This is a genomic window from Pseudoruminococcus sp. (assembly GCF_047012705.1).
Classification (GTDB): domain Bacteria; phylum Bacillota; class Clostridia; order Oscillospirales; family Acutalibacteraceae; genus Pseudoruminococcus.
Genome location: NZ_JBKXNW010000001.1, coordinates 21357 through 38577, shown reverse-complemented (window position 1 = coordinate 38577; position 17221 = coordinate 21357). Strand labels below are relative to the sequence as shown.

Annotated in this window: 16 protein-coding genes, 1 tRNA gene and 1 riboswitch; of the genes, 11 read left to right on the top strand and 6 right to left on the bottom strand. The window is 37.9% G+C overall.

Translation table 11 applies throughout. The features are described 5' to 3' along the window. Positions 1 to 10: 10 nt before the first annotated feature. The 3 genes from rpsG (at position 11) to tuf (ending at position 3994) form a co-directional block, all read left to right on the top strand. Positions 11 to 481, top strand: coding sequence for a 30S ribosomal protein S7 (gene rpsG / locus ACLU24_RS00170; protein ID WP_022263968.1), 471 nt, complete (start codon positions 11 to 13; stop codon positions 479 to 481). 90 nt (positions 482 to 571) lie between these two features. Further along, positions 572 to 2671 carry an elongation factor G gene (gene fusA, locus ACLU24_RS00165; RefSeq protein ID WP_412609177.1) on the top strand — a complete coding sequence of 700 codons (2100 nt, stop codon included), beginning with the start codon at positions 572 to 574 and terminating at the stop codon, positions 2669 to 2671. A gap of 120 nt (positions 2672 to 2791) precedes the next feature. After that, on the top strand, positions 2792 to 3994 hold the full coding sequence (tuf, locus tag ACLU24_RS00160; RefSeq protein ID WP_022263966.1) for an elongation factor Tu: 1203 nt from the start codon (positions 2792 to 2794) through the stop codon (positions 3992 to 3994). A 72-nt stretch (positions 3995 to 4066) separates the two neighbouring features. On the opposite strand, the gene ACLU24_RS00155 is transcribed toward tuf, so the two are convergent. The 5 genes from ACLU24_RS00155 to ACLU24_RS00135 form a co-directional block, all read right to left on the bottom strand. Further along, entirely contained in the window at positions 4067 to 4393 is a 327-nt protein-coding gene (locus ACLU24_RS00155) for a hypothetical protein (protein ID WP_412609174.1), read from the bottom strand. 157 nt (positions 4394 to 4550) lie between these two features. Beyond that, the gene (locus tag ACLU24_RS00150; RefSeq protein ID WP_412609172.1) at positions 4551 to 4931 is read right to left on the bottom strand and encodes a hypothetical protein; all 381 of its coding nucleotides are present in this window, start codon (positions 4929 to 4931) and stop codon (positions 4551 to 4553) included. 40 nt (positions 4932 to 4971) lie between these two features. Continuing rightward, the gene (metK, locus tag ACLU24_RS00145) at positions 4972 to 6162 is read right to left on the bottom strand and encodes a methionine adenosyltransferase (protein WP_412609169.1); all 1191 of its coding nucleotides are present in this window, start codon (positions 6160 to 6162) and stop codon (positions 4972 to 4974) included. Positions 6163 to 6256: 94 nt separating this feature from the next. Then, a riboswitch (SAM riboswitch) is annotated at positions 6257 to 6354 on the bottom strand. 58 nt (positions 6355 to 6412) lie between these two features. After that, positions 6413 to 7510: an alpha/beta fold hydrolase gene (locus ACLU24_RS00140; RefSeq protein WP_412609166.1), complete on the bottom strand. Its 1098-nt coding sequence runs from the start codon at positions 7508 to 7510 to the stop codon at positions 6413 to 6415. 17 nt (positions 7511 to 7527) lie between these two features. Further along, entirely contained in the window at positions 7528 to 7986 is a 459-nt protein-coding gene (locus ACLU24_RS00135; protein WP_412609163.1) for a helix-turn-helix domain-containing protein, read from the bottom strand. Between the two features lie 229 nt (positions 7987 to 8215). On the opposite strand from ACLU24_RS00135, the gene ACLU24_RS00130 reads away from it, so the two are divergent. The 5 genes from ACLU24_RS00130 (at position 8216) to ACLU24_RS00110 (ending at position 14737) form a co-directional block, all read left to right on the top strand. Beyond that, positions 8216 to 9547, top strand: coding sequence for a MurT ligase domain-containing protein (locus tag ACLU24_RS00130; RefSeq protein ID WP_412609161.1), 1332 nt, complete (start codon positions 8216 to 8218; stop codon positions 9545 to 9547). Next, positions 9544 to 10323 (top strand): type 1 glutamine amidotransferase, encoded by a 780-nt coding sequence (locus ACLU24_RS00125; protein WP_412609159.1) that lies wholly within the window; start codon positions 9544 to 9546, stop codon positions 10321 to 10323. Before ACLU24_RS00130 ends, ACLU24_RS00125 begins: the two co-directional genes overlap by 4 nt. 108 nt (positions 10324 to 10431) lie before the next feature. Next, positions 10432 to 12654: an SF1B family DNA helicase RecD2 gene (recD2, locus tag ACLU24_RS00120; RefSeq protein WP_412609157.1), complete on the top strand. Its 2223-nt coding sequence runs from the start codon at positions 10432 to 10434 to the stop codon at positions 12652 to 12654. A gap of 232 nt (positions 12655 to 12886) precedes the next feature. Then, entirely contained in the window at positions 12887 to 13900 is a 1014-nt protein-coding gene (gene mreB, locus ACLU24_RS00115) for a rod shape-determining protein (RefSeq protein WP_412609155.1), read from the top strand. Positions 13901 to 13915: 15 nt separating this feature from the next. Beyond that, positions 13916 to 14737, top strand: coding sequence for a YoaK family protein (locus tag ACLU24_RS00110; protein ID WP_412609152.1), 822 nt, complete (start codon positions 13916 to 13918; stop codon positions 14735 to 14737). Between the two features lie 22 nt (positions 14738 to 14759). Here the strand turns inward: ACLU24_RS00110 and ACLU24_RS00105 are convergent. Further along, positions 14760 to 14836 (bottom strand) — tRNA-Arg (locus ACLU24_RS00105). 85 nt (positions 14837 to 14921) lie between these two features. Between ACLU24_RS00105 and ACLU24_RS00100 the strand changes: the two genes are divergently transcribed. Genes ACLU24_RS00100 through ACLU24_RS00090 form a run of 3 tightly spaced genes read left to right on the top strand, consistent with a single transcriptional unit; the run spans position 14922 to position 17140 of the window. Continuing rightward, entirely contained in the window at positions 14922 to 15107 is a 186-nt protein-coding gene (locus tag ACLU24_RS00100) for a DUF951 domain-containing protein (protein ID WP_412609150.1), read from the top strand. 21 nt (positions 15108 to 15128) lie between these two features. Beyond that, positions 15129 to 16199 carry a peptide chain release factor 1 gene (gene prfA, locus ACLU24_RS00095; protein WP_412609148.1) on the top strand — a complete coding sequence of 357 codons (1071 nt, stop codon included), beginning with the start codon at positions 15129 to 15131 and terminating at the stop codon, positions 16197 to 16199. A gap of 17 nt (positions 16200 to 16216) precedes the next feature. Beyond that, complete coding sequence (locus ACLU24_RS00090) at positions 16217 to 17140, top strand: hypothetical protein (RefSeq protein ID WP_412609146.1); 924 nt, start codon at positions 16217 to 16219, stop codon at positions 17138 to 17140. Positions 17141 to 17221: the final 81 nt, after the last annotated feature.

Here is a 17221-nt window from a genome sequence, read left to right as displayed (position 1 = left end):
GGGAAGTAAAGTGCCAAGAAGAGGTCAAATTGCTAAGAGAGATGTCCTGCCTGATCCAGTGTATAACTCAAAGCTCGTCACTCGTCTTATCAATAACATCATGTATGACGGAAAGAAGGGTGTTTCCCAGAAAATCGTTTACGGTGCTTTTGATATTATTTCCGAGAAGACAGGCAAGGAGCCATTAGAGGTTTTTGAGCAGGCTATGGAAAACGTTATGCCTTCTTTGGAGGTTAAGGCTCGCCGTGTTGGTGGTGCTACCTATCAGGTACCTATCGAGGTTTCACCTGAGAGAAGACAGACACTCGGTCTTCGTTGGATTGCTAAGTATTCAAGACTTAGATCTGAAAAGACAATGAGAGAAAGACTTGCCGGAGAAATCCTTGATGCTGTCAACGGAACCGGCGGTGCTGCTAAGAAGCGTGAGGATACTCACAAGATGGCAGAAGCAAACAGAGCTTTCGCACATTACAGATGGTAATTGCGTACTCTATTCGGCTTAATATCCGCAAGCTGAGGACAGTATGCGTAAGCAGAAGGCTTACGACAAAACATTAAGGAGGATACAAAGATGGCAAGACAAGTTTCACTTGAAATGACTCGTAATATCGGCATCATGGCTCATATCGATGCTGGTAAAACAACAACAACAGAACGTATCCTTTTCTACACCGGTATCAACCATAAAATCGGCGAGACTCATGATGGCTCTGCTACTATGGACTGGATGGTACAGGAGCAGGAAAGAGGTATTACAATTACATCTGCTGCTACTACTTGCTTCTGGAGCGGAAGCAACCACGATAAGGGTAAGCACAGAATCAATATCATAGACACCCCAGGACACGTTGACTTTACAGTTGAAGTTGAGCGTTCTTTGAGAGTTCTTGACGGCTCTGTAACAGTTCTTTGTGCAAAGGGTGGCGTTGAGCCTCAGTCCGAAACTGTTTGGAGACAGGCTGACAAATATGGCGTTCCACGTATGGTATATGTCAATAAGATGGATATCATGGGTGCGGACTTCTACCGTGTTGTAGAAATGATGAAGGATCGCCTTAAGTGTAATGCTGTTCCAATTCAGCTTCCTATCGGTGCTGAGGATACTTTTAAGGGTATTATCGACCTCGTAGAGATGAAGGCTGATGTCTATTATGATGAGATGGGCCAGGATATGAAGGTTGAGGAAATCCCTGAAGATATGAAGGAGCTTGCTGACAAATACAGAAGCGAGCTTATCGAGCATGTTGTAGAGCAGGACGAAGAACTTCTTGAGAAGTATCTCGAGGGCGAAGAGCCAACAACAGAGCAAATCAAGAGAGTTATCCGTGAATCTACAATCGCTAACAATATGGTTCCGGTTACATGCGGAACTTCTTATAGAAATAAGGGCGTACAGAAGCTTCTCGACGCTATTGTCGATTATATGCCTTCTCCTGTTGATGTTCCTGCTATCAAGGGTATCAATCCTGATACTGAGGAAGAAGTAGAGCGTCCTTCATCTGATACAGAGCCATTTGCAGCTCTTGCATTTAAGATTGCTACTGACCCATATGTTGGTAAGCTTTGCTTCTTTAGAGTTTATTCAGGTACATTGAACGCAGGTTCAAATGTATATAACTCTACAAAGGGCAATACAGAGCGTATCGGTCGTATTCTTCAAATGCACGCTAACCACAGACAGGATATCGAAACAGTTTATGCAGGTGACATCGCAGCTGCTGTTGGTCTTAAGAACACAACAACTGGTGATACACTTTGCGTAGAAAGTGATCCGGTTATCCTCGAATCTATGGAATTCCCAGATCCAGTTATCCGTGTTGCTATCGAGCCTAAGACTAAGGCTGGCCAGGAGAAGATGGGCATTGCTCTTGCAAAGCTTGCAGAAGAAGACCCAACATTCAAGGCTTATACAGACGAAGAAACAGGACAAACTATCATCGCTGGTATGGGTGAGCTTCACCTCGAAATCATCGTAGACAGACTTCTCCGTGAGTTTAAGGTTGAAGCTAATATCGGTAAACCACAGGTTGCATACAAGGAAACAATCCGCACAACAGCAGAAGTTGATGAGAAGTATGCAAGACAGTCCGGTGGTAAAGGACAGTATGGTCACGTTAAGATTAGAATTGAGCCGAACCCAGGCAAGGGCTATGAGTTCGTCAATGCAATCGTTGGTGGTGCTATTCCTAAGGAATATATCCCAGCAGTTGACCAAGGTATCCAGGGCGCTATGCTTTCGGGTGTTCTTGCAAACTATAATGTTGTTGATGTTAAGGTTACACTTTATGATGGTTCTTATCATGAAGTTGACTCTTCAGAAATGGCATTTAAGATTGCCGGTTCTATGGCATTCAAGTCAGCTATGAGAAAGGCAGACCCTGTTCTTCTCGAGCCGATTATGAAGGTTACAGTTATCGTTCCAGAGGAATACATGGGCGATGTTATCGGCGACCTTAACTCCCGCCGTGGTATGATCCAGGGCATGGAGGCAGTTGCAGGTGCACAAAGAATCAACGCTATGGTTCCACTTTCTCAGATGTTCGGTTACGCTACTGATATGCGTTCTAAGACACAGGGCCGTGGTCAGTATGTTATGGAGCCAAGCAACTATGCAGAAGTTCCAAAGAGCATTGCTGAGGAAATTATGTCCGCAAGAAATAAAAAGGATTAATTTTGTGTAAATTTTAGTCTATTTTTATTAAAACACTTGCATTTCTCGTGATTTATTGGTAAAATGAATCCAATATGCAAATGCAGTGTATTATATTTATAGTATAGGAGGAAAATTCAAATGGCAAAGGAAAAATTTGAAAGAAACAAACCGCATATTAACATCGGTACTATCGGCCACGTTGACCACGGTAAGACAACTCTTACTGCTGCTATCACTAAGGTTCTTAACCTCGAAGGCGATGCAGATTTCGTTGACTACGCTAACATCGACAGCGCTCCAGAAGAGAGAGCTCGTGGTATCACAATCAACACAGCACACGTTGAGTATGAAACAGACAAGCGTCACTACGCTCACGTTGACTGCCCAGGACATGCTGACTACGTTAAGAACATGATTACTGGTGCTGCTCAGATGGACGGTGCTATCCTCGTTGTTTCAGCTGCTGATGGTCCTATGCCACAGACAAGAGAGCACATCCTTCTTGCTCGTCAGGTTGGTGTTCCTTACATCGTTGTATTCATGAACAAGACTGACCAAGTTGACGATCCAGAGCTTCTCGAGCTCGTTGAGATGGAAATTCGTGAGCTCCTTAACGAGTATGACTTCCCAGGCGATGATACACCTATCATCAAGGGTTCTGCATACCTCGCTCTTACTTCTACTTCTACAGATCCTAACGCTGAAGAGTACAAGTGCATCCGTGAGCTTATGGACGCTGTTGATGAGTATATCCCAACTCCTGAGCGTAAGAGTGACCTTCCTTTCCTTATGCCTGTTGAAGACGTATTCACAATCACAGGTCGTGGTACTGTTGCAACTGGTAGAGTTGAAAGAGGTACACTTAAGATGTCTGAGGAAGTTGAAATCGTTGGTCTTACAGACGAGAAGAGAACAACTGTTGTTACAGGTATCGAAATGTTCAGAAAGCTTCTCGACTTCGCTGAGGCTGGTGACAACATCGGTGTTCTTCTCCGTGGTATTCAGAGAACTGATATCGAAAGAGGTCAGGTTCTTGCAAAGCCAGGCACAATTCACCCACACACAAAGTTCAAGGGTCATGTTTACGTCTTGACAAAGGATGAAGGCGGCCGTCATACACCATTCTTCAACAACTATCGTCCACAGTTCTATTTCAGAACAACAGACGTTACAGGTACAATCTCTCTTCCAGAGGGCACAGAGATGTGCATGCCTGGCGATAACGTTGATATGGATGTTGAGCTTATCACACCTATCGCTATCGAAGAAGGCCTCCGTTTCGCTATCCGTGAGGGTGGTAGAACAGTTGGTTCAGGCGTTGTTTCTGCTATCAACGAATAATTTAAATTATTAAAATTTTAAATTTTTCATAAAAAATACCCGTCAGGAAACTGGCGGGTATTTTTGTTGTCTTTAAGTATTTTTAGCAACTTGTGCTAAAGTCGGAGAACTGATAATTTCAATCCCAAAGCGTTCACAAATTTTGTTGCAAAGTATGCGTGTTTCATCGTCCATACCTTTATCAAGGCATATTATATGATGATTTTCTGATGACCAGTTTGCTCTTTCGTATGCACAGCGAATGCGATATTCAATATTTTCGCAATGTCCCTTAATAGGAATGACGGTTATAATTTCTCCATCGTCATATTTTAAGAGCCACATAATAATTTTTTTTACAATACTTACAAGCCCCAAAATGCTCAATATTATGAATAAAACTATGAATAGCTCTTGCATATTTACCACCCATAGCTATAATATTCAGTTTTACATATGAGGTGCAAAAAACCGAGAACCCATATGGATTCCCGGTTAATTAATTTTTTATCAAAAATATTGATATTTTGATTTATATTACTTTAATATATAGATACATTATATTTGCTATTTTATCTTATTCATTATCATTTTTGTTATATTCAGATATTTCTTTAAGAAATTCTTTAGATACAAAATACGGTGAATTAGGATCATCTAATTTATCTATAAGAATCGAATCACCGTCTTTTTCTAATATGCAGAATTTATCACCTACTGCAAAGTCTACATTTTCATCACTCTTGCTTTCTTTTGTAACTATATATTCAGATGCATTACTAATATTTTTTTCATGTTCCTTATTCTTTTTGAATACTTTATATGCCTTTTTACCTCCAGCTTCTATAGCACGAAAAACTGCATATCCACCAACTGCAGTAATGCCCAAAAGTTGAAATGGTCCACCGACTTTTTTTGATAATGTAGTAATCCATTGGTAAGCACCAAGATTGCTCATGAAATATTCCTCTTTATTTTATTACTGTGTTTTCTAAAGATTATTTCTGAACTTCCTCAACAGCCTTTTTGAGAGCGTCAACTTTGTCAAGATTTTCCCAAGCTACGCCAAGTTCCTCTCTGCCCATATGGCCGTAAGCGGCAAGCTGGCGATAAATCGGACGGCGGAGATCGAGATCACGAATAATTGCGGCAGGTCTTAGGTCGAAAACCTTAGAAACGGCTTTAGAGAGTACATCGTCAGATACAGTGCCTGTGCCGAATGTATCAACCATTACAGAGATTGGCTTTGCAACACCGATTGCATATGAAAGCTGAAGCTCGCACTTCTTAGCAAGTCCTGCACCAACAATATTTTTAGCAACATATCTTGCTGCATATGCTGCCGAACGGTCAACCTTTGTTGGGTCTTTACCAGAGAATGCGCCACCACCATGGCGAGAGAATCCGCCGTAGGTGTCAACAATAATCTTTCTTCCGGTCAAACCACTGTCACCGACAGGGCCACCAACTACAAATCTGCCTGTTGGATTTACAAGTATTCTTGTATCCTTATAAAGTTCAGCAGGAATAATTGGTTCAATAACATATTTAATGAGGTCCTTGCGGATGGTTTCGAGTGAAACATCTTCATCGTGTTGTGTTGAGATAAGGACAGTGTCAATACGAGTAATTTTGTCATCGTCATATTCAACTGTAACTTGAGTTTTGCCATCGGGACGGAGATATTTAAGAGTGCCGTTTTTGCGAACCTCAGTAAGACGCTTTGCAAGCTTGTGTGCAAGAGAGATTGAAAGAGGCATAAGTTCAGGGGTTTCGTCACAAGCGTAACCAAACATAATACCCTGGTCGCCGGCACCTATTTGATTAAGAGCATCACTTTCACCGTCACGAACTTCATAAGAAATATTTACGCCTTGTGCAATATCAGGAGATTGGGAATCTATAGAAGCAAGAACTGCACAGGTATTTCCGTTAAATCCACTTTGTGCATTGTCATAACCGATTTCGTTTATAACATTTCTTGCAATTTGGTTTATATCAACATAGCAACTTGTAGATATTTCACCCATAACATGAACCATACCTGTTGTTGCAGTAACCTCACAAGCAACATGAGCATCAGGGTCTTGCTCGATGATTGCATCGAGAACTGCGTCAGAAATTTGGTCGCAGAGCTTGTCAGGATGTCCTTCTGTTACCGATTCAGATGTGAAAAAATGTTTTGCCATAATTTATAGCTCCTTTTGAGAAAAATTCTTAACTGCCTTTGATTTAATCATTTAAAAAGCCGCTCGGCAGAAAACCGAACGGCTAAGTTTATGCTACTCATCTTTCGGCTTTACCGCAGGATTTGGCACCTTACAATTAAGCAGGTTGCCGGACTTCACAGGGCCTGTTCCCTCAGTCGCTCTTGATAAGTTGGTAATTTGTTAAGTTGTAAATTTAATATAACACCTAATTAAGTGTTTGTCAATAATTTTATTTTTTAGCAAGTTTATTGACAGCATTTATAAATGTATCAGGATTAAATCTGTGTATATCGTGGCTGCTTTCAAGCTCAACTAATTCGCAATTTTCGATAAGACTTACAGCTTTTCTTGCTTGTTCGTCTGAGCTTGCGGCAAGAAGGATACCATCGTCAGTATAACTGTCTTTTGCATGAATAAATATTGTCGGAACCTTTATATCAGACATCATTTTTTCGTGTGATATACCGCTTTGCCAACTATAATCATAAAAATTCTCACCGAATTGCAAGTCATATCTGTTCATATTCATAAACATAAAGTTTATATCTTCTGGCATAAAGAAGAACTGAACACTTTCGTTTGGGTGCTGTTCATGATATTTTTGTGCATAATCTGCCAGACTATCCATAGAGCTTGACATATAGAGCTGTCCCCACAAACAATGACGCATATAGTAAGCTTCCCAACACTCGGATTTATCACTTTGCAAATATTCATGAATATTTTTATATGTATCAAGATAAGCAAAGGATTTTTCAAAATAACCTTTTTCTGTTGAAAATACTGGGGGGTCCTCTAAGACAGAGCCTATAACCTTATCTCCTCCATATGCTGCAACATATGAGGCAATGAGTCCTCCTGAAGAATGTCCCGAAACAACAGTATTTTCTTTAATTACATTGTTTATAAACCAGATTAAGTCATCGCCATTTTCTTTAAGGTAATATTTTTTAGGGTTGTGTGAAGAATCTCCGTGACCGTAGCAGTCAACTGCATAAACATGCCAATTTTCACTAAGCTTTGGAAGAACACGAGTGTAGTCATCCCATGCACAAGTTTGTCCATGAATAAGTAAAAGTGCATCTCCGTTGTCAGGACCTTCAGCATAATTTATTACTGAACCGTCCGAAAGAGTAACTTGCTTTGTTTCAAAGCCTGCGTCGAGAGTTTTTTGCATATCCGCCTGCCAATAATGTGTACATTTATAGAAATAAATTGAAAACAGTACGGATATGATGATTATTACGCCAAGCACTATTAAAAGCGTAATTTTTAATGCCTTTCTTTTCTTTTTGACCTTTTTCTTGGGTTCTGTACTTACATCCATTTTAATTGTCCTCCTTATTATTTTGTTTTATAATGGAAAGAATCCATAATTTCTTTTACCTGATTCATAAAATTATCCGCAGGAACAAATGCAATTCCTTTTGTTCCCTGATTTTCATCACCTAAAACTAAAAGTACATCTCCTGCTTTAAGATTCATAGTTTCTCTTGCGGGCTTTGGTATGACTACTTGACCTCTTTCGCCAATAACTGTAGTGCCAAATATATGCTTACCTTTAGGAGCTATAGGAAGTCCGGATTCCTTTTGCGAATAATGAAGGAGGTCGTCTAAAGAAACGTTATAAAATTCAGCCAAAGCATCACAATTTATAATGTCTGGAACAGATTCGCCGCTTTCCCAACGGGAGATTGCTTGCCTCGAAACTCCAATTTTATCCGCAACATCTTCAATGGAAAGTTTGTTTATTTTTCTTAGGTTAACAAGATTTTCACTGATATTAATTTTTTGATTTTTCATATTTATCATACCTCCTTGATAATATTTTAATATTTTATGGAATTTATTTCAACCACATAAATGTAACAAATTATGTTACATTTAGTTTACATACAACCTGCTTTGCCAATTTTAATTATGTAGCCAAAGGAAATTCTTTTTTATATACCAATTTAAATCGAATTATGGTATAATATAGAATAAACCGCTTTTACAGATGAAGTTCAAATAAAAAAATGAGGGTGAGATAATGCGTGTTTTCTTTGTAATTCTTGTTTGTAAACTACTGCATTTTATAGGTAAATTGATTGGAAAGGGAAGCAGTCTTCCTGGCAAATATGCTTTAAAGCTTGACCGTAATATTCTTAAGAAGATTAAAATGCCTGAATATATCATTGCGGTAACGGGCAGTAACGGTAAAACCTCGACCGTTGAAATGATAGCACATATTTTGCAAGAGGGCGGAAAAACTGTCGCATATAATAAAGAAGGTTCTAATCAAATTGAGGGTGTAACAACTTTTATTCTATGTAATTCTACAATGGGTGGTAAGGTTAAGAGCGATATTCTTTTAATCGAGAGTGACGAACGCTTTGCACAGTATACATTTAAATATTTTACACCTACACATTATGTTATTACAAACTTGTATCGTGACCAGCTTACAAGAAACGGCCACCCAGAGTGGGTTTATGATTGCTTGAAAAACAGCATACACGATGGAACACAGCTTATTCTTAATGCTGATGACCCGCTTGTATCTTGCTTTGGTTATGGAAAAGATGATGTTATATACTTTGGTGCGGATAAGATTTCCGTTTCGCACGAAAAAAATAACAGCGTATATAATGACGGAATTTTCTGTCCACACTGCAAAAAGCGTCTTTCTTATGAATACTATCATTATAATCATATCGGAAAATATTCTTGCCCTAATTGCGGACTTAAAAGAAATAATACACAGTTTTCTGTTACCGCCGCAGACCTTGATAAAGGTGAGATAATTATAAATGATAAATCAACAATAAAGCTTGCATTAAAGAGCCTTTATAATGTTTATAATATTCTTGCAGCATATTCTGTTTGCTCTATTGTCGGAATTGATGATGCAACTATTTGCAAGAGCATAAATAATTATGTTCTTAAAAATGGACGAGTTATAGAGTTCAGCCTTGATAAGCGTTACGGAACATTGCTTACCTCAAAGCACGAAAATTCCGTTTCTTATGACCAATCGCTTACACTTGCCGCTAATGATAAGCAAGGCTGTGATATACTTATCATAGTTGACGCTATCAGCAGAAAGTATTTTACAAGTGATGTTTCTTGGCTGTGGGATATTGATTTTGAGCTTCTTGCAAGTAAGAATGTCGGAGAAATTGTCCTTGCGGGACTTTATTCAGCCGATTTACAAACACGCTTTTCGTTTACAGGCATTGAAGAAAGCAAGATTAAAGCTTTCAGCGATATTGGAGAAGCCGCTGAATATCTAAAGACAAGCAGTGACAGAAAGCTTTATGTAATAACCTGTTTCTCAGATAAGGGAAAATTCCTTAGTCTTGTTAAGGAGGAAAAATTATGATTATTAAAGTCTTACATCTATATCATGATTTAATGAATTTATATGGCGAATATGGAAATATTGCCGTTCTATGCAGATACCTTGAGGACGCCGGAATTGAGGTTCAGCTTGATAAGGTAAGCGTAGACGATAGTTTTAATATTGCGGATTATAATTTCGTATATTGCGGAGCAGGTACAGAAAGAAATCAAAAGGTTGCACTTGCTGACATTATTTCTCATAAGGACGAATTAAAAATTTACATCGAAAACAATGGTACAGCATTATTTACAGGAAATTCTCTTGAAATGCTCGGCAAAAGTATCTGTGATAGGAATGGAGATACTTTTGAAGCTCTTTCATTTGCTGATTTTTACACATATCAGGGCGGAGAAAGCTATAAAAAATATATTTCAGCTAATCCGAATGATACAGAACTCATTAAGAACGATACAAGAATTACAGGCGATGTAATCTTCAAGGCGGATTTTATAGAAAAGCCACTTGTAGGGTTTGTTAATAAATGCGGATTTATTAAGGGAAACTTCACTCCCTTATTTAATGTAGTTTATGGAATAGGCAATAATCGCAATGATAAATCCGATGGTATACGAATAAATAATATTCTCGGAACATATCTTACAGGACCTATTCTTGTTAAAAATCCTGCAATGCTTGATTATGTTGTTTCACTTATTACAAATGGAAATGCTAAAAATCAAAGCTATGATTCTCAAAATCGTGGCTATGAAATGACATATAGAGAGCTTATGAAACGCTTTAATACGCAAGGCTGACAGAGTCCGCTGTATTAGTAGTTCATTGGTAATTACTTTAATAATGTTGACAAGCTTCTTTAACTTATTATGAGTTATGCTCACTAAATTGAGAAAGGAACTTAATAAATGAACGATGAATTGTTAGAGCTTAAAGGCTCGGTAGAATCTATAATTTATCGTAATGAATCAAACGGATATACTGTTCTCAATCTTTCTTGTGAGGACGGTGAAACTACTGCTGTCGGAATAATGCCAGAGGTGTCTGTTGGTGAAGAAATTGTAGTTCAAGGACATTGGCAAACGCATAAAAGCTATGGCGAACAATTTGCTGTAGTTTCTTGCACAAGAACAATGCCGATAGGTTCAACAGCTATTTTGAAATATCTTTCGTCAAGATCGGTAAAGGGAGTAGGTCCGGCAACTGCGAGAAGATTGGTTGAAACATTTGGCGAAAACACTCTTGAGGTTATAGAAAAAGAACCGCTTAGAATGACCGAAATCAAAGGCATATCTCGTGAAAAGGCTATGTCAATAAGCAATGAGCTTAAAAAGATTTTTGGTATGAGAGAGGTTATAGCTTTTCTTGATAAGTATAATGTTCCTCCTGAAATCAGCGTTAAGATTTGGAGAGAGCTTGGAGCAAGGTCTATTGAAACAATAGAATCAAATCCTTATGTTCTTTGCTGTGATGAAATCGGCGTATCATTTGAACACGCAGACAGAATCGCCGCATCTATGGATATGGCACAGGACGATGAGTTCAGACTAAGAGCAGGAATAATATATATAAACACATATAATTCCAATAACGGACATACTTGTCTGCCAAAGGAAAAGCTGATTGAGGTTTGTGCGAAATTTCTCAAAACAGAGCCTAAGCGAATTTCCGAGATACTCGAAAATATGATTATAGACAAAAGTCTTATTGAGGATACTCTTGAAGGAAAAGAGTTTATCTTTTTGCCAGATTTTTATAAGAGTGAAACCTATTCCGCAGGACGAATAAAGCTTATGAAACAATTTCCGCCTCAGAGAATTGTTGGCATAGAATCTGCTCTTGAAAATTTTGAAAAACAGCAGGGCATAAAATATGCCGAACTTCAAAGAAAAGCTATTTTAGAGGCTATTTCGGGCGGACTTCTCATATTAACAGGTGGACCCGGAACGGGTAAAACAACAACCCTTAATGCAATTATCAGCTTATTAAAGGATAATGGTATAAAAGTTCAATGTGCCGCTCCCACTGGAAGAGCCGCACACAGAATGTCAGAACTCACGGGCTGTGAGGCCAAAACCATACACAGATTATTAGAGGTTGAATGGGATAAGCACGATAAACCATACTTCAAGCGTGATGAGAGAAATATGCTTGATTGTGATGCACTTGTACTTGATGAACTTTCTATGGTGGATTCAAAGCTTTTTGAAAGTGTACTTCGTGCCTTGCCTATGGGCTGCCGACTTATTATGGTTGGTGATAGCGACCAGCTTCCAAGCGTGGGGGCAGGAAATGTTCTTGGAGATTTGATAGCTTCGGGTGCTGTTCCGGTTGTAGCTTTGACAGAGATTTTCCGTCAGTCTATGAAAAGTCTTATTGTTACAAATGCACATAAAATCGTAAAAGGCGAAATGCCAGACCTTAGTACACATGATAAGGATTTCTTTTTCTTGCCCTGTTCATCAGCGGATAAGATTACAGAAACAATTATCGGCTTGTGCAAGGATAGACTTCCGAAAAGTTATGGCTACTCTGCAATGACAGATATTCAAGTGCTTTGTCCAGGCAGAAAAGGATTGCTTGGTGTGATTGAGTTGAATAAAAAATTGCAGGAGGTACTTAATCCACCAATTGGTACGAATCTTGATTTGAACATTGGAACATATTCTTTGAGATATGGCGATAAGGTTATGCAGATTAGAAATAACTATGACCTTATCTGGACTCGTGGAGATGACGATGACGGAGAAGGTGTTTTCAACGGGGATATTGGTACTGTTGTAAGGGTAAATAGCAAGGCCGGAACAGCAAGCGTTAAATTTGATGATAAGCTTGTTGAATATGATAGGGAAAGCGTCAGAGATTTGGAGCTTGCTTATGCAACGACAGTGCATAAGAGTCAGGGAAATGAATTTGAAGCTGTCATTATGCCAATGTTCAGAGGAGCACCTCAGCTTTATTACAGGAATTTGCTATACACCGGAGTGACTCGTGCAAAAAAACTGCTTATTCTAGTAGGTACACAGTCAACAATAGAAACAATGGTAAATAATAATAAAAGAACAAAACGCTATTCAGGCTTGAGAGTGTTTCTTTCAGAAACAAAAAGTGATTTTGAAGGAAAATTGTAGCTGAATTTAGCTTAAATCGAAATCCATTTAAGTAAAGAAACTACTGATAAATTAATAAATTTCCCTAAGATAATTAAAAAATTTGTTCTTTGAGGAGAGTGACCAAAGGCTCTGTCGTAGGTGACCGCCTTTGGAAACTGCAAGCCTTTGAAAGGGCTTGGGCGAAACTTTTAATTTTTAGAATTTACATTAATTATATGAACGATGGTTTGCCATCAGAAAGGAGTCCTTTATGGGAGTTGATATAGCAATAGACCTCGGAACATCAAAAACAAGAATTTTTTTGCCTGATAAGGGTGTTGTGGTTGATGAACCGTCGGTTATAACTGTTGACCTTATGACAGATAATATAATTGCCGTGGGACAAAAAGCCTATGAAATGCTTGGAAGGACATCAGAGCGTATGTCGGCTATGTATCCATTAAGTGGCGGAGTTATAACGGATTTTTCTCTTGTGGAAAATATGGTTAAGATTATGCTTTCGGGCATTTCTATTGGAAGAATAGGTATGCCAAAGGTTGTAGCCTGTGTTCCAAGCGATATAACAGAAGTTGAAAAAAGAGCTGTAGTAAATGCTATAAGCAGTGCAGGAATAAGAAGGGTTTGTCTTGTTGAAGAACCTGTTGCAGCAGCTATGGGAGCAGGAGTTGATATTACAAGTCCGCATGGCTCAATGGTTGTCGATATTGGTGGAGGAACAACAGATATAGCCGTTCTTTCATTAGGTGGAATTTCAGTTTCACGAAGTATTAAAAAAGCAGGTAATGCAATAGATGATGAAATTATAAAATATGTTAAGAAAAAATATAATCTTCTCATTGGTAAGCGTACTGCTGAGAATGCAAAAATAGCTGTTGGCTGTGTCGGAAATATAGGAGAGAATAAAATATTCAGGCTAAAGGGCAGAAATTGTGTTACAGGTATGCCTATGCAGACGGATATAAGTTCATATGAAATTTCTGATATATTAGTTGATATTGTCACAGAGATTGTCTATCAGATACAAGATGTATTAGAAGAAACTCCACCTGAGCTTATGGGAGATATATCTTCTGATGGAATTATCCTTACAGGCGGTACAGCACAGCTAAGAGGTATGGCAGAAATCATAAATGCTGTAACCAAAATAAAAGTAAGAGTTGCAGACGAATCATCGCTTTGCGTTGTTAAAGGCTGCGGAAAATCTCTTAAATATATAGAAGCTTTTGAAAAGGGCGAACTTTCACCAATCAGTGAGCAATACTAAGGGGAGCTGATAAAGTTGAAACGCAAAGAAAAATTATTAGAAGAAGAAAAGAAATTATTAAATGAAGAAAAACAGTTTATTAAAAAAGAAGAGGAGATAATCAAAGAGGGCGAAAAAAAGCTTATCAAAGATGAAAAAGAACTTTTTCTTGAGTGTGAAAAGAAATGGGTATTTTTACTGCTTATGATGAGCGGCGGTTTTATGGGTGCGTTTACATATACTATAAGAGGAAATGTTTTCTGTAACGCACAGACCGGTAATATGGTTCTTATGGGTATTGCGCTTGGAGATGCAAATTGGCTTGAAGCGGCATATCTTTTGATTCCTATTTCGGCATATTTTCTTGGAGCAATAATTTCTGAAATTCTGCCAAAGAAAATAAAGAAAATAAACTTTCTGCGTTGGGATACATGTTTAATAGGTTTTGAGGTTTTAGTCTTGATAGCTCTTGGGTTTGTTCCCGAATCGGCACCATTTCAAATTTCGCAGGTTGCGATAAATTTCATATGCTCTATGCAATATAATACATTCAGACAAGCTGAGGGTGTACCTATGGCAACAACCTTCTGTACAAACCATTTAAGACAAACAGGCGTACATCTTATAAAATGGTTGAAGAAAAAAGACAAGAAAGCTAAATCTCGTTTTTTCCTTCATATATTTATGCTTTCTATGTTTATTGCAGGTGCAGCAGTAGGAACTGTACTTAGCAGACTTATCCTCGGTAAAGCTATATGGGGAGCAGCTATAATAATGATGATAATTTTCATAGGCTTATTTAGAGCAGACCGCACAAAAGAAAAAGGTATGCTCGAGAGAGTTCCAAAGGGACACTGAGCAAACCTTACCTAAAATATATTGGTATGCCCGACAGGAATTGAACCTGCGGCCTACAGAGTCGGAGTCTGTCGCTCTATCCAACTGAGCTACGGGCATATATAAAGTGTGCATATTAATGCACACTAAAAATAATTATATCATAATTTATTTTAGGATTCAAGTCGATTTTAGGAGGACGAATATGGACGTTCGTGTAGGCGATATTCTTGAAATGAAAAAGCCACACCCATGTGGAAATAAACGTTTTCATGTGTTAAGAGTTGGTATGGATTTCAAAATTAAATGCGAGCAGTGCGGGCATGAGATTATGCTCCCTCGTGTTAAAGCGGAAAAAAATATTAAAAAAATTATAAGAGAAGACGCTTAATTTAACGGAGGTTTTTTTGATATGTTTGAAAAAATAAACGCTCTCGATTTGCGTTATCAGGAGCTTGCAAGAAAAATTTGTGAGCCGTCTGTAATCAATGATACAGAGCTTTATAGGAATATTATGAAAGAATATAGTTCTCTTGAACCTATAGTTCTTAAATATAGAGAATATAAGAAAGCACAAGAGGACGAAAAAGAGGCTTTGGAATTGCTTTCAGGCGGTGGCTTGGATAAGGATTTTCGAGATATGGTTTCTGAGGAACTTAATGACGCAAGAGAACGCATAGAAAGTCTTTCAGAGGAATTGAAAATTTTACTTCTGCCAAAAGACCCGAACGATGACCGCAATGTTATTGTTGAAATTCGAGGCGGTGCAGGCGGAGAGGAAGCAGCGCTTTTTGCAGGCGTACTTTATCGTATGTACAGTATGTATGCTGTTAAAAGAGGTTATAAAACTGAAATAATAAATGCCAACGAAACAGAACTTGGCGGATATAAAGAAATCAGCTTTATGATTACTGGTGACGGCGCTTATTCAAGATTGAAGTATGAGAGCGGAGTGCATAGAGTTCAGCGTGTTCCTGAAACAGAAACGCAGGGCAGAGTTCATACTTCAACAGTTACGGTTGCAGTTTTGCCGGAGGCTGATGATGTCGAGGTTGATATAAACCCAAATGATTTGCAGATTGACACTTTCCGTTCGAGTGGTGCAGGCGGTCAGCATATCAATAAAACCTCCTCAGCAATAAGAATTACTCATATTCCAACAGGTATGGTTGTAGAATGTCAGGACGAGAGAAGTCAATTTAAAAATAAGGATAAGGCTCTTAAAGTTCTGAAATCAAGATTGCTTAAAATCGAACAGGAAAAACAGCATAATGAAGTTGCACAGGAAAGACGTTCACAGGTTGGAACAGGAGATAGAAGCGAAAGGATCCGAACCTATAATTATCCGCAGGGAAGAGTTACCGACCACAGAATAGGATTAACGCTTTATAAAATTGACGATATTCTTAATGGAAACATTGATGAAATTATAGACGCACTTATTACAGCAGATAGAACGGAACAACTAAAAAATTCAGAATAATTATAGGAGGATTTATATTGTTTAGAAGCGAAGTCAAAGGTGGATTTTGGACAAGTATCAGAATAATTCTTGGAGTAGCAGCATTTTGTTTATTTGTTTATCAACTGTATTTTGCAGGACAATGGATTTTAAAAGATGAACACGAAGGCAGAAAAATAGGATTTTCAGATTATGAAAACCTAAAAAATGGCGAAATGGTTTATGGAAAAATTGAAAGCGCTTCTTTTATTTTTGGAACGATTAGTGTTGGGGAAAAAGAACTTAATTATTATCTTGTTAAAACGGATAATAATAGGATTCTTACATTTAGAACGGAAGTTGACAGTGAATGTGATATAGAATTTGCAAAAGTCCTAAAAGGTCAACAGAGTAGAAAATACTTTATAGGTTATGTGAAAGCAATGGCTGAAGCAGACAGAAGAACTATCTCTGCTAAAACATTATCTGATAATACGCTTTTAAATATGGGAATTCGTACCGGATTTAATAAGGCGTCCCTAAATCAGGTTGTAGATGCTTCAATATATAAAGAATATTCTGATGAAGGCGTTGTTATTGCAACAGTAGTCGGCGGTTTATTTATGCTTGTTTTATCAATTCTATTTCTGAAAAAACCTATAAAAAATGCTATATATTGTATAGGTGTTTCAAGAGGAAAAATAAAGCCATATATGCCAGAGGTTGATTTAGTTCAGCATGGTGATGAGTTTAAGAAATATGAAGAAATAAATCCCGATAACGCTAAAGATATTGAATATTATAATGAGTATACTAAAGACTCTGTAGATTTTAATATAGAAGAAGACCGCAGAACTATATATGGAGAAGAATATATTAAACCAAGACTTGAAAAAAGTATACCAACCTATGATGACTATAAATATGATTCATTTGATTTCACACAGGAAAATATCGAAAAGAAGGATATAAGTAAATTTTAGAATAATTTTATAAGAATATTGAATAATATGTCAAATAGTGGTAGACTATAATTTAGTTTATCACTATTTTTATATTAAAAT

Excerpts from the sequence above, each read along its gene's own strand:
- fusA (WP_412609177.1), top strand. The coding sequence starts at position 572 with ATGGCAAGACAAGTTTCACTTGAAATGACTCGTAATATCGGCATCATG.
- tuf (WP_022263966.1), top strand. The coding sequence starts at position 2,792 with ATGGCAAAGGAAAAATTTGAAAGAAACAAACCGCATATTAACATCGGT.
- ACLU24_RS00155 (WP_412609174.1), bottom strand. The coding sequence starts at position 4,393 with ATGCAAGAGCTATTCATAGTTTTATTCATAATATTGAGCATTTTGGGG.
- ACLU24_RS00150 (WP_412609172.1), bottom strand. The coding sequence starts at position 4,931 with ATGAGCAATCTTGGTGCTTACCAATGGATTACTACATTATCAAAAAAA.
- metK (WP_412609169.1), bottom strand. The coding sequence starts at position 6,162 with ATGGCAAAACATTTTTTCACATCTGAATCGGTAACAGAAGGACATCCT.
- ACLU24_RS00140 (WP_412609166.1), bottom strand. The coding sequence starts at position 7,510 with ATGGATGTAAGTACAGAACCCAAGAAAAAGGTCAAAAAGAAAAGAAAG.
- ACLU24_RS00135 (WP_412609163.1), bottom strand. The coding sequence starts at position 7,986 with ATGAAAAATCAAAAAATTAATATCAGTGAAAATCTTGTTAACCTAAGA.
- ACLU24_RS00130 (WP_412609161.1), top strand. The coding sequence starts at position 8,216 with ATGCGTGTTTTCTTTGTAATTCTTGTTTGTAAACTACTGCATTTTATA.
- ACLU24_RS00125 (WP_412609159.1), top strand. The coding sequence starts at position 9,544 with ATGATTATTAAAGTCTTACATCTATATCATGATTTAATGAATTTATAT.
- recD2 (WP_412609157.1), top strand. The coding sequence starts at position 10,432 with ATGAACGATGAATTGTTAGAGCTTAAAGGCTCGGTAGAATCTATAATT.
- mreB (WP_412609155.1), top strand. The coding sequence starts at position 12,887 with ATGGGAGTTGATATAGCAATAGACCTCGGAACATCAAAAACAAGAATT.
- ACLU24_RS00100 (WP_412609150.1), top strand. The coding sequence starts at position 14,922 with ATGGACGTTCGTGTAGGCGATATTCTTGAAATGAAAAAGCCACACCCA.
- prfA (WP_412609148.1), top strand. The coding sequence starts at position 15,129 with ATGTTTGAAAAAATAAACGCTCTCGATTTGCGTTATCAGGAGCTTGCA.